The organism is Streptococcus sp. GMD6S, from assembly GCF_000297015.1.
On record NZ_AJRH01000023.1, the window covers coordinates 15160 to 28359 of the forward strand.

The 13200-nt window shown below is 44.5% G+C and carries 10 protein-coding genes; 9 read left to right on the forward strand and 1 reads right to left on the reverse strand.

Annotated elements, in window-relative coordinates; all coding sequences use genetic code 11:
- Positions 1 to 5 precede the first annotated feature (5 nt).
- The 8 genes from dltC to GMD6S_RS05325 all read left to right on the forward strand — a co-directional run bounded on the left by dltC (position 6) and on the right by GMD6S_RS05325 (position 9520).
- A complete protein-coding gene (gene dltC, locus GMD6S_RS05290) occupies positions 6 to 245 on the forward strand; it encodes a D-alanine--poly(phosphoribitol) ligase subunit DltC (protein WP_000351972.1) in 240 nt (79 codons plus the stop codon).
- Positions 238 to 1506, forward strand: coding sequence for a D-alanyl-lipoteichoic acid biosynthesis protein DltD (gene dltD, locus GMD6S_RS05295; RefSeq protein WP_000919836.1), 1269 nt, complete (start codon positions 238 to 240; stop codon positions 1504 to 1506). The genes dltC and dltD overlap by 8 nt, the downstream gene beginning before the upstream one ends.
- A gap of 142 nt (positions 1507 to 1648) precedes the next feature.
- On the forward strand, positions 1649 to 3700 hold the full coding sequence (nt5e, locus tag GMD6S_RS05300) for a cell surface ecto-5'-nucleotidase Nt5e (protein ID WP_001042707.1): 2052 nt from the start codon (positions 1649 to 1651) through the stop codon (positions 3698 to 3700).
- 149 nt (positions 3701 to 3849) lie between these two features.
- Positions 3850 to 4290 (forward strand): zinc-dependent transcriptional regulator AdcR, encoded by a 441-nt coding sequence (gene adcR / locus GMD6S_RS05305; protein ID WP_001249326.1) that lies wholly within the window; start codon positions 3850 to 3852, stop codon positions 4288 to 4290.
- A complete protein-coding gene (locus tag GMD6S_RS05310) occupies positions 4290 to 4994 on the forward strand; it encodes a metal ABC transporter ATP-binding protein (RefSeq protein ID WP_001269482.1) in 705 nt (234 codons plus the stop codon). The genes adcR and GMD6S_RS05310 overlap by 1 nt, the downstream gene beginning before the upstream one ends.
- Positions 4987 to 5793 carry a metal ABC transporter permease gene (locus GMD6S_RS05315; protein ID WP_000950029.1) on the forward strand — a complete coding sequence of 269 codons (807 nt, stop codon included), beginning with the start codon at positions 4987 to 4989 and terminating at the stop codon, positions 5791 to 5793. The genes GMD6S_RS05310 and GMD6S_RS05315 overlap by 8 nt, the downstream gene beginning before the upstream one ends.
- Before the next feature lie 9 nt (positions 5794 to 5802).
- On the forward strand, positions 5803 to 7308 hold the full coding sequence (gene adcA, locus GMD6S_RS05320; RefSeq protein WP_000736544.1) for a zinc ABC transporter substrate-binding lipoprotein AdcA: 1506 nt from the start codon (positions 5803 to 5805) through the stop codon (positions 7306 to 7308).
- Positions 7309 to 7840: 532 nt separating this feature from the next.
- Positions 7841 to 9520 carry an alpha-L-fucosidase gene (locus tag GMD6S_RS05325; RefSeq protein WP_008280219.1) on the forward strand — a complete coding sequence of 560 codons (1680 nt, stop codon included), beginning with the start codon at positions 7841 to 7843 and terminating at the stop codon, positions 9518 to 9520.
- 36 nt (positions 9521 to 9556) lie between these two features.
- Here GMD6S_RS05325 and GMD6S_RS05330 read toward each other — a convergent pair whose 3' ends face one another.
- Positions 9557 to 11644, reverse strand: a complete 2088-nt coding sequence (locus GMD6S_RS05330; protein WP_000803421.1) for a GH92 family glycosyl hydrolase — start codon at positions 11642 to 11644, stop codon at positions 9557 to 9559.
- Positions 11645 to 11814: 170 nt separating this feature from the next.
- On the opposite strand from GMD6S_RS05330, the gene GMD6S_RS05335 reads away from it, so the two are divergent.
- The gene (locus tag GMD6S_RS05335; protein ID WP_000640538.1) at positions 11815 to 13095 is read left to right on the forward strand and encodes a glycoside hydrolase family 125 protein; all 1281 of its coding nucleotides are present in this window, start codon (positions 11815 to 11817) and stop codon (positions 13093 to 13095) included.
- The last annotated feature ends 105 nt before the right edge of the window (positions 13096 to 13200 follow it).

Sequence of the window (13200 nt, forward strand, 5' to 3'; positions counted from 1 at the left end):
AAAAAATGGATATCAAATCAGAAGTTATTGAAATTATTGATGAGTTGTTTATGGAAGATGTTTCTGACATGATGGATGAAGATCTTTTTGATGCCGGTGTCTTGGATAGCATGGGAACGGTTGAATTGATTGTGGAGATTGAAAACCGTTTTGACATTCGTGTTCCAGTGACGGAGTTCGGTCGTGATGACTGGAATACGGCTAATAAAATCGTAGAAGGTATTACGGAGTTGAAGAATGCTTAAACGCTTGTGGCTGATCTTCGGGCCTATCTTCATTGCTGGATTTTTGGTTCTTCTACTCATCTTTTTTTATCCAGGTACAACAAGCCATAATCTGACGGAGGAGAAATACTCGGCGGCTTCTGTTAGTGCAGAGAGTTTTAAAGAGAGAAGCCAAAAAGTAAGGGCTCTTACGGATCCAAATATGCGTTTTATTCCTTTTCTAGGGTCCAGTGAATGGATTCGATTTGATAGTGTCCATCCAGCTGTTTTAGCGGAAAAATACCATCGTCCCTATCGTCCTTACTTTCTAGGTCAAGCAGGAGCAGCCTCTCTCAATCAATATTTTGGTCTACAGCAAATTTTGCCAGAAATAGAGAATAAGCAGGCTGTATTTGTGATTTCGCCTCAGTGGTTTACGGAGACAGATTATGAACCCGCAGCGTTTCAGAGATTTTTTAACAGTGACCAATTAACAGCTTTTTTGGGAAATCAATCTGGTGACATTGCTGCAAAGCATGCGGCTATTCGATTGTTAAAGCAGAATCCTAATGTTGCATTAAAAGGCATTGTTCAAAAACTGTCAAAGGGTGAAGAATTATCAGATGTTGATCAGGTTGCTATTGATCTTTTTGCGCGATTCAACGAAAAACAATCCGCTCTCTTTGGACAATTCTCCATTCGAGGACAACTCAAGTACAAGGAACACGTGGAGAACTATTTAAAAGATCTTCCGGATCAATTTTCTTATGAGGAGTTAGAAAAAATTGTTCGTAAGGACGCAGAAGCAAATACGACCAATAACGATATGGGGATGGAAAATCATTTCTATACGAGAGAGATTCAAAAGGATTTAAAAAAATGGGAAGGATATCAAAAAAATTACAACTTCCTCAAGTCCTCTGAATATAATGATTTGCAGCTGGTCCTCAATCAATTTGCTAAGTCGAATGTCAATGTGCTCTTTGTCATTCAGCCGGTTAACAAGAAGTGGATGGAGTACACAGGGCTCAGCGAAGAGATGTACCAGCATGCAGTGGAGAAAATTCGTTACCAATTAGAAAGTCAGGGTTTTACCAATATTGCTGATTTTTCAAAAAATGGAGGGGACCCTTATTTTGTTAAGGATACCATTCATCTAGGATGGTTAGGTTGGCTGGCTTTTGATAAGGTTGTCAATCCTTTCTTGACGGATCCGAAACCAGCTCCAGACTACAAGATGAATGACCGCTTCTTTAGCAAGGACTGGGCGACCTATGATGGGAATATCAAAGATTTCCAATAAAATAAGCTAAAAGTTTGGGATTTAAACCCAAGCTTTTTTGTTTAAATAGCGAATATTTAAGATGAAAATAGGTCAAAAGTTTCAAAATTTTTAGAAATAGCGTATAATATAAAAGAGAAAAAGAAAAGAAAGGGATTTTAAAATGAACAAACGTTCTTTGTTACCTGTCTTGTCGACAGCCCTGTTAGCTCCAGCCTTCTTAGCTGGACAAGTCTATGCTGAAGAAGCAACAACTCCTGCAGAAAGTTCAGCTGTCGTAGTGACTCCTGCTACGTCGGCGACTCCAGCTCCTGTTGAGAGCCCTGCGGTACCGGAAACTTCGGCAACTTCAGAAGCAGTTGCACCTGCAGAAGCTCCGTCAGCTCCTGTTGAATCTCCTAAAAGCGAAGAAAAGGACACCGTTATCTTGCACACCAATGATGTCCACGGTCGTATCGTAGAGGAAAAGGGAGTTATTGGAGATGCTAAATTAGCGACTGTCATCGAGCAGGAACGTGCGAAATCAAATCAAAATACTCTAGTTGTTGATGCGGGAGATGCTTTCCAAGGTTTACCGATTTCCAACTCTACGAAGGGTGAAGCGCGTGCTGAAATTCTTAATAAGATGCAGTATGATGCCATGGCAGTAGGAAACCATGAGTTTGACTTTGGTTTGGACGAAGCTAAGAAATACAAGGAAATCTTGAAATTCCCATTACTTAGCTCAAATACTTATGTCAATGGAGCTCGTCTTTTTGAAGCTTCTACAATCGTTGATAAAGATAAGACTGTGGAAGGTGATGAGTTTGTTGTAATCGGCGTGACAACACCTGAAACAGCTACCAAAACTCACCCTAAAAATGTCAAAGGGGTAACCTTTACAGATCCAATCTCCGAGGTGAATAAGGTTATCGAAGAAGTCCAAGCCAAGGCTCGTGCAGAAGGTAAGGACTACAAACACTATGTTGTGCTTGCTCACCTCGGTGTAGATACCACAACTCCAGTCGAATGGCGTGGTTCAACTTTGGCAGAAGCTCTCTCTAAAAATCCTCGTCTTAAAGGCAAACGTGTGACAGTAATCGACGGTCACTCTCATACAGTAGAATCAACGACCTATGGAGATAATGTTACCTATAACCAGACGGGAAGCTACCTTCATAATGTAGGGAAAATCACCTACAAATCACGTCAGCTTTTGGGCAATCCAACTCAGATTCCGGCTGCTGATGCTAAAAAATTACCAGCCAATCCAACAGTTGAAAAACTAGTCAAAGACATTAAACAAAAATACGATGCTGAAAATGCGGTTGAGATTGTCTCAAATAGCCCTGTAGAACTAAACGGTGATCGTGAAAATGTTCGGGTTCGTGAAACCAACCTCGGAAACGTCGTGGCAGACTCTCTCTATCAGTATGGTCAAACAGGATTTAGCCATCCGACAGACATCGCTGTGACAAATGGTGGTGGCTTGCGTGAAACCATTGCAAAAGGCAAACCGATTACGAAAGGAAATGTCATTGCCGTTCTTCCATTTGGGAATACTATCTCACAAATCCAAGTGACGGGGCAACAAGTCTTGGATATGTTTGAAAAGTCACTCGGATCTATCTTGCAGGTCGATAAAGATGGCAAGAAGGTCTTGGATGAGAACGGACAACCATTGCTAGAACCAAGTGGTGGTTTCTTGCAAGTTTCAGGTGTGAAGGTTTACTATGATACCAACCTACCATCAGGTAAACGTGTCTTGGCCATCCAGGTCAAAAACCGCACAACTGGTCGTTATGATTTCCTAGACCTCACAAAAACCTACTATCTTGCAACCAATGATTTTCTAGCTGCGGGTGGAGATGGCTACACGATGTTAGGTGGTGCGCGTGAAGAAGGCCCTTCTATGGATGCAGCCTTTGAAGAGTATCTGAAAACCGCTGATTTGACCCAGTATGAAAAGATCAATCCGAACTCACGGACGATTTCTGTGGATTCTAAAAACTTTAGTCTACCAGTAGAAACGCCTCAAACGAATGCAGCTGCTAGCGATGCGACTACAAATGTGCCATTGACTTATGAGGTGGCAGGTCAATTTAGCAAGAAGGCGGTTGTCTCAGAAAAAGCTCTCCCAAATACAGGAAGTGAGCAGTCCATCTTCTTGCTCTTGATGGGAATGGTAGCTGGTTTGGCAGGTATCTTATCGAGTCGAAAACCAAAGCAAAAATAGGTTAAATTTTACATCTAGAAGAGTCTAGGGAAACGTTTTTACGCCTTTTTCCCTTGACTCTTTTTTGGTTTATGATATAATTAACCAGTAAAGAATCGGTGGCTATCTAAGTTTTTTTACGAAAAAGATAGCTAGGGAAGGAGTAACACATGAGACAGCTTGCACAGGAAATCGACAACTTTTTAAACGAGGTGATCTTGAGATCTGAGAACCAGCATGAAATTTTGATCGGGCATTGTACCAGTGATGTTGCCTTGACCAATACTCAGGAACACATCCTCATGCTCTTGTCAGAAGAATCCCTAACCAACTCGGAGTTGGCTCGTCGTCTCAATGTCAGTCAGGCGGCAGTGACCAAGGCTATCAAGTCTTTAGTCAAAGAGGGTATGTTAGAGACATCCAGAGATCCAAAGGATGCGCGTGTGATCTTTTATCAACTGACAGAGCTAGCTCGACCGGTGGCAGAGGAACACCACCATCATCATGAACACACTCTCTTAGCCTATGAACAAGTAGCAAATCAGTTTACTCCAAATGAACAAGAAGTGATCCAGCGGTTTTTAACTGCTTTAGTAGGAGAAATCAAATAATGCGGTATATTACAGTAGAGGACTTGTCTTTCTATTATGACAAGGAACCTGTCCTCGAGCATATCAACTATAGTGTTGATAGTGGGGAGTTTGTCACCCTGACTGGTGAAAATGGAGCTGCCAAGACAACGCTTATCAAGGCGAGCCTAGGCATCTTGCAGCCAAGATTTGGTAAGGTAACCATCTCAAAGACAAATACTCATGGGAAAAAACTTAGGATAGCCTATCTTCCCCAGCAGATAGCTAGTTTTAATGCTGGTTTTCCAAGTACAGTTTATGAATTTGTCAAGTCGGGTCGCTATCCGCGAAAGGGCTGGTTCCGTCGCTTGAACGCCCATGATGAGGAACATATCAAGGCCAGTCTAGACTCAGTTGGTATGTGGGAACACCGTGACAAACGAATTGGTTCCCTTTCGGGAGGGCAAAAGCAACGAGCAGTGATTGCCCGGATGTTTGCTTCTGACCCAGATATCTTTGTCTTGGATGAGCCAACGACAGGGATGGATGCGGGAAGCAAAAATGAATTTTACGAACTCATGCACCATAGTGCCCACCATCATGGCAAGGCTGTTTTGATGATTACCCATGACCCTGAGGAGGTCAAGGACTATGCGGATCGCAATATCCATCTGGTTCGTAACCAAGATTCGCCATGGCGTTGTTTTAACGTTCACGAAAGCGACCAGGAGGTGGACCATGCTTAGTTTGTTATCTTATGATTTCATGCAGCGTGCCTTCTTGGCGGTTATTGCCATGAGTCTCTTTTCTCCAGTTCTTGGGACTTTCCTTATCTTACGTCGTCAGAGTTTGATGAGTGATACCCTCAGTCACGTTTCTCTGTCAGGGGTAGCCTTTGGTCTGGTTTTGGGAATTTCTCCAACTATTTCAACCATCGCTATTGTCTTAATCGCTGCGGTCTTTCTAGAGTATCTCCGGACAGTCTATAAGAACTTTATGGAAATCGGGACAGCCATCCTCATGTCAACAGGACTTGCGGTGTCACTGATTGTCATGAGTAAGGGGAAAAGTTCGAGCTCCATGAGTTTGGACCAATATCTCTTTGGTTCGATTGTAACCATTAGCCAGGAGCAGGTGGTATTCCTCTTTGCCATTGCTGCGGTCGTTTTGCTCTTGACTTTCTTATTCTTACGTCCCATGTACATCCTGACTTTTGATGAGGACACGGCCTTTGTGGATGGCTTGCCCGTTCGTACCATGTCTATCCTCTTTAACATGGTTACAGGGGTGGCCATTGCCCTTATGATTCCAGCTGCAGGAGCTCTTTTGGTATCGACCATTATGGTCTTGCCAGCTAGTATTGCCCTTCGTCTGGGGAAAAACTTTAAATCCGTTATGTTACTAGCCAGCGCTATTGGCTTTTTGGGAATGGTGGCAGGACTTTATATTTCCTACTATGCGGAAACACCTGCCAGCGCTAGTATCACCATTATCTTTGTAGCTGTCTTTTTGTTAGTCAGTCTACTGAAACGTTTTATCAAATAGGAGAATGAAATGAAAAAACTGAGCTTACTACTGGCTAGTCTATGTGCCCTGTTTTTAGTGGCTTGTTCCAATCAAAAACAGGCAGATGGGAAACTCAATATCGTAACAACCTTTTACCCTGTCTACGAATTTACCAAGCAAGTCGCAGGAGATACTGCTAATGTAGAACTTCTAATTGGTGCTGGTACAGAACCCCATGAGTACGAACCGTCTGCCAAGGCAGTTGCCAAAATCCAAGACGCAGATACCTTTGTCTATGAAAATGAGAACATGGAAACTTGGGTTCCAAAATTGTTAGAATCCTTGGATAAGAAAAAGGTGAAAACCATCAAGGCAACAGGTGATATGCTCCTCTTGCCAGGTGGTGAGGAAGAAGAGGAAGGGCATGATTATGGCGGTGAGGGACACCATCACGACTACGATCCCCACGTTTGGCTTTCACCAGCACGCGCCATCAAACTGGTAGAGCATATCCGTGACAGCTTGTCAGCAGATTATCCTGATAAAAAAGAGACTTTTGAAAAGAATGCGGCTGCCTATATCGAAAAATTGCAAGCCTTGGATAAGGCCTACACAGATGGTTTGTCTCAAGCCAAACAAAAGAGCTTTGTGACCCAGCACGCTGCCTTTAACTACCTTGCCTTGGACTATGGTCTCAAGCAAGTATCCATCTCAGGTCTCTCACCAGATGCAGAACCATCAGCAGCACGTTTGGCAGAATTGACAGAGTATATCAAGAAAAACAAGATTTCTTATATCTACTTTGAAGAAAATGCTTCACAAGCCCTCGCCAATACACTCTCAAAAGAAACAGGTGTCAAACTAGACGTGCTCAATCCGCTAGAAAGTCTAACAGAAGAAGCAACCAAGGCTGGTGAGGACTATATCTCCGTGATGGAGAAAAACCTCAAGGCTTTGAAACAGACAACGGACCAAGAAGGACCAGAAATCGAACCAGAGAAGGAAGAAAATACCAAGACAGTTCACAATGGTTACTTTGAGGATGCAGATGTCAAGGACCGCACCTTGAGTGACTATGCTGGCAACTGGCAGTCTGTCTATCCTTTCCTTGAGGATGGAACTTTTGATCAAGTCTTTGACTACAAGGCTAAGTTGACTGGTAAGATGACCAAGGATGAGTATAAGGCTTACTATAGAAAAGGCTATCAGACAGATGTGACCAAAATCAACATCACGGATAACACTATGGAATTTGTTCAAGGTGGCCAAAGCAAGAAATTCACCTATAAGTATGTCGGCAAGAAAATCTTGACTTATAAGAAAGGCAATCGTGGTGTGCGCTTCCTCTTTGAAGCGACAGATGCGGACGCTGGACAGTTCAAGTATGTTCAGTTTAGTGACCACAATATCGCCCCAGTCAAGGCAGAACATTTCCATATCTTCTTTGGAGGCACAAGCCAAGAAGCCCTCTTTGAAGAAATGGATAACTGGCCAACCTACTACCCAGATAACCTATCTGGCCAAGAAATCGCCCAAGAAATGTTAGCGCATTGATGCAAGAGAAGATCCCGCAAATCTGCGGGATTTTTTGCTAGAAACGATTATCTGAGTAGGTTGTGGGCGCTATAGTACTACAGCTGTGCTGTTCACAATGTGATAAAGAGGTCATTTTCTACTGGCTGATTCTCACTAGCTGGCGAATGCAAAAGCTACGATTGTACAAATTATAGAATCTTTTCAGGGGATTTAGGAAGGGAGCTTAGTCATATTGACGCTGCTATCGCTTTTTGTTATAGTCAAGGAGAGAGCGGTCTGGAACACTAGTTTATTCACAGTCTGTGGATAAGTCTAGGGGAAAATGACATATAACTCAGGGTGTTGAAGCACCCTGATACTAGTTCCGTACATTAGTAACTTGCCAGAGAGCTAGTAGAAACCCTAGTACAGAGCTGTTTGACAAAGGTCTGTTTAGGGGTGAAGGCCTCTAAGTCTAAGAGCTGGATTTTGGAGAAACTAGTTTTTAGGCATGTTTTCTTATCCACAAGTTGTGGATAATTTTGTGAACAAGAGAAAGAGATGTGAGATGATGACGAACATAAAACCGCATGGACCATTACCAAGTCAGGCCCAGCTGGATTATTTAGAGGATGAACTAGCTGCCTTTATCCATTTTGGTCCCAATACCTTTTATGACCAGGAATGGGGAAGTGGGCAAGAGGATCCTATGCGTTTTAACCCGACTAAGTTGGATGCGCGTGAATGGGTTCGAGTGCTTAAAGAAACGGGTTTTAAAAAGCTGATTTTGGTGGTGAAGCACCACGATGGCTTTGTTCTCTACCCGACATCCCACACAGATTATTCGATCAAGGCTAGTCCTTGGAGGGATGGAAAGGGGGACTTGCTCCTTGAGGTTTCCCAAGCTGTGACTGAGTTTGATATGGATATGGGAGTGTATTTGTCTCCTTGGGATGCTCACAGTCCCCTCTATCACGTGGACCAAGAAGCGGATTACAATGCCTACTATCTGGCTCAATTGAAGGAAATCTTGTCAAATCCTGCCTATGGAAATGCCGGTAAGTTCACTGAGGTGTGGATGGATGGTGCTCGAGGCGAAGGGGCCCAGAAGGTCAACTATGAGTTTGAGACTTGGTTTGAAACCATTCGTGACTTGCAGGGCGATTGTTTGATTTTCTCAACTGAGGGAACTAGTATTCGCTGGATTGGCAATGAACGAGGCTATGCAGGGGATCCCTTGTGGCAAAAAGTCAAGCCAGACCAGTTAGGAACAGAGGCGGAATTAGATTATCTACAGCACGGAGACCCCTTTGGGACGCTATTTTCAATCGGTGAGGCAGATGTTTCTCTTCGGCCGGGCTGGTTTTACCATGAGGATCAGGATCCTAAGTCTCTGGAGGAGTTGGTCGAAATCTACTTTCACTCGGTAGGGCGGGGAACTCCACTCTTGCTTAATATCCCACCGAACCAAGATGGCCTCTTTGATGAAAAGGATATCCAGCGTCTCTATGAATTTGCTGCCTACCGTGACGAGCTATATAAAGAAGATTTGGCTTTGGGAGCCACGGTATCTGGCCCTGCTCTATCACCAGACTATGCCTGTCATCATCTGACAGATGGGCTAGAGACCAGTTCATGGGCAAGTGATGCAGAGTTGCCAATCCAATTAGAGCTTGATTTAGGTGCACCTAAAGCTTTTGATGTGATTGAGTTAAGAGAAGATTTGAATTTGGGGCAACGCATCGCTGCTTTCCGTGTTCAGGTAGAGTTGGATGGTGTCTGGCAGGAGTTTGAATCCGGCTATACTGTTGGCTATAAACGCCTTTTGCGAGGATCCATGGTAGAGGCTCAGAAGGTGCGTGTGATCATTACAGAGGCACAGGCTTTGCCTTTGTTGACCAAGATTTCACTCTATAAAACACCTACCTTGTCGAAAAAAGAAGCTGTTCAACAGTTAGAGTTTTCAGAAAAAAGTCTAGTTGTGACCAAGGGAGAAAATGTCCACTTTACAGTGAAGCGAAGAGAATCTAGCAGTCCTTTAGAAGCTAAGATTTCGATTCAACCAGGGACGGGTGTGCATGGTGTTGCTTATCGGGACGAGATTCAAGTCCTTGCGTTTCAAGTTGGCGAGACTGAAAAAAGGCTGACGCTACCAACCTTGTATTTTGCAGGCGATAAAAACTTAGATTTTTATCTAAATCTGACGGTAGATAGGCAGCTGGTTGACCAGCTTCAGGTCCAAGTTTCATAAAAGAAGAACCTTTGCGCGATGCAAAGGTTCTTTTGGTTAGGAGTGATTTGGTAGCCAGCTGAGGGTGAAGGTCAGTTGCTCAGCTTTCAAGAGGTCTTGGTGTTGAATGCTAGATACAGGAGCCTTGTCCAATCGGCATTCTTTGACAAAGTTGAAATGGCTGTGGTTTTGCTCGGCATGGATATCCAGCCATTTATTTTCCTTGGCTAGGTAGATACGGAGGTGGTCAAAGAGAGGAATTCCGAGATCGTAACTTGGCTTGCCCGGACAGATCGGGTAGAATCCAAGAGCTGACCAGATGTACCAAGCAGAGAGACTGCCATTGTCCTCATCGCCAGGATAGGCTTCCCAGCTGGGGTGAAAGGCTTTCTGACGCAAGGTTTTGATGAGTAGAGCAGTGTAGTCAGGGTAGTCGCTGTAGCGGAAGAGATAAGGGATGTGGAAGCTCGGTTGGTTGGAAATGGCGATTTGCCCAAAAGGAGCGGTAGCCATCTCGCTCATCTCGTGAATCTCGTAACCATAGCCGGTGGTTTCAAAGAGAGGAGCGTCCTGACAGGCTTTCAAAAGATAGTGGCTGAAGGCTTCTTTTCCACCCATGAGTTGACGCAAACCTGGGATGTCGTGGAGAACGCCTAAAGTCGCTTGAATGGCAGAGCATTCGGCGTAGTCGCGTCCCCAACTATAGGGAGAGAAGTCAGGGCGGAAGTTTCCTTGACTATCTCGCGCTCGCATGTAACCTGTTTCAGCATCAAATAGATGACGGTAATTTTGAGACGCAGTTCTATATGTTTCCGCGATGTCATTCTGACCAAGCTTTTCGGCACAGCTGGCGATACAAAAATCGCTATAGGCGTAGTCAAGGGTGTGACTGACACTTTCGTGGTGGTCGGTAGAGAGGTAGCCCAGTTCTTGGTATTGGGCTAGTCCGTGGCGGCCATTGATGCCGAGAGGGTCGGACTTAGTGGCTGTTTCAAGCATGGCTTGAAGGAGTTCTTTTTCTAGGTCGGGGGCCATGTCCTTGCAGGCGCTGTCTGCGATAATGCCATCTAGCAGGGTACCAGGCATCATGCCACGTTCATCTGGAGCCAACCATTTTGGAAGGAACCCAGTATCGCGGTAGCTATTGAGGAAACCTTCTAAAAAGAGGTGATAGTGTTCCGGTATGACAAGGGCAAAGAGGGGGAAGGTGGTGCGGAAGGTATCCCAGAAGCCATTATTGCTAAAGAGGATACCGGGCTTGACAGTACCAGTAGTCAGGTCCATATGGATGGTTTGCCCTGACTCGTTCACTTCATAAAAAGTCTGTGGGAAGAGGAAGAGTCTGTAGAGGCAGTGATCAAAGAAGGTCCGGTCAGCCTCTCCTGTCTCTAGTATGTCAAAACGATGGAGGAGATTTTCCCAGTCTGCTTGGGCACTTGCTTTACAGCTATCAAAGTCCTTTTGAGGTAGATTAAGCAGAGCTTGAGAAGGCGAGATGAAAGAAGTTGCTAGCTGGATGTCAGCATGACTGCTTGCTAAGTCAATTCGCCAGTCTCCGCTTTCTTGGTTGACAGCAAGAATATCCGTATTTATTTGTAGGGCGGTGAAGAGTATCAGTGGATTTTTATTGGTCTCTGTTTTGCCTTCTTGTCTCAGGGCTAGAGTCTGCTTATCTACCTGCTCAATTGTTAAATCATCTGCAGCGTGAAGGTAGAGGGAGAGGGATTTGCCTTGCTTTTGCTCCAAACGAATAGAAGCGCCATAGCAAGTCGGTGTAAGCTGGGTTTCAATCTGATAGCGCAGGGAGAAAATCTTCAGATAATGAGGTTGGAAGGAAGCTTTATCCCTATCATAGGAGGATTGACGGTGAAAGAGGTTATCTCCCCCAAGCTGGCCGGTGACAGGTGTCAGAAGGAGCCAAGAGTAGTCGCCAATCCAAGGGCTGGGCTGGTGGGTCAATCGAATCCCCTGAAAGATGGGCAGATGCGGATCGAAGAACCAAGCTCCCTCCTGGTCGCTGGTCTGAGGCACAAAATAATTCATCCCAAAAGGAACGCCTGTGTAGGGCAGGGTATTTCCTCGAGAAAAGGCATGCTTGCTAGCAGTCCCAAAGCGGGTATCGATGGTTTCAAGTAGTGGTTTCATAGTATTTCCTTTAGCTGTTTTTCTACATTATATCAGAAAAATGAGGTCTTTAGAAAAGGAGTTTCAAAGATAACTATTTTGTAGAAAAATGACTATCATTTGTGTATGTATTTTCTGTCTCAAAAACTATATACTGAACATGAAACTTGTTTGAAAGAGGAAACTGCACGATGATTTATTCGAAAGAAATTGTTAGAGAATGGCTGGATGAAGTAGCAGAGCGGGCTAAGGACCATCCGGAGTGGGTGGATGTCTTTGAGCGTTGCTATACAGACACCTTGGACAATACGGTTGAGATCCTAGAAGATGGTTCAACCTTTGTACTCACAGGAGATATTCCTGCCATGTGGCTTCGGGATTCGACTGCCCAACTCAGACCCTACCTTCATGTGGCTAAAAGAGATCCTCTCTTACGTCAGACCATTGCAGGTTTGGTCAAGCGTCAAATGACCCTAGTACTCAAAGATCCGTATGCCAACTCCTTTAACATTGAGGAAAACTGGAAGGGCCACCACGAGACCGACCATACAGACCTTAATGGTTGGATTTGGGAGCGCAAGTATGAGGTGGACTCGCTTTGCTATCCTTTGCAGCTGGCTTATCTCCTATGGAAAGAGACTGGCGAAACCAGCCAGTTTGATGAAACTTTTGTCACAGCAACTAAGGAAATCCTTCATCTCTGGACGGTAGAGCAAGATCACAACAACTCTGCCTATCGTTTTGTTCGTGATACAGACCGTAAGGAAGACACTTTGGTAAATGATGGCTTTGGACCTGACTTTGCCGTGACAGGAATGACCTGGTCAGCCTTCCGACCAAGTGATGATTGTTGTCAGTATAGCTACTTGATTCCATCCAATATGTTTGCAGTCGTTGTCTTGGGTTATGTCCAAGAAATCTTTGCAGAATTGAATCTAGCTGATAGCGAGAGTGTCATCGCAGACGCTAAACGTCTGCAAGCAGAGATCCAAGAAGGGATCGAAAACTATGCCTACACCACCAACAGCAAGGGCGAAAAGATTTACGCCTTTGAAGTGGATGGTCTAGGAAATGCCAGCATCATGGATGATCCAAACGTCCCAAGTCTACTGGCTGCTCCATATCTTGGTTACTGTGATGTGGATGATGAAGTGTATCAAGCAACTCGTCGCACCATTCTCAGCCCTGAAAATCCATACTTCTACCAAGGAGAATACGCTAGCGGTCTCGGAAGCTCTCATACCTTCTATCGTTATATCTGGCCGATTGCCCTATCTATCCAAGGATTGACAACGACGGATAAGGCGGAGAAAAAACATTTGCTAGATCAACTCGTTGCCTGCGATGGTGGAACAGGTGTCATGCACGAAAGCTTCCACGTAGACGATCCGACTCTCTACTCTCGTGAATGGTTCTCATGGGCCAACATGATGTTCTGCGAATTGGTCTTGGATTACCTAGATATTCGCTAATACTCTTCGAAAATCAAATTCAAACCACGTCAGCTTCACCTTGCCGTATATATGTTACTGACTTCGTCAGTTCTATCTACAACCTCAAAGCAGTGCTTTGAGCAA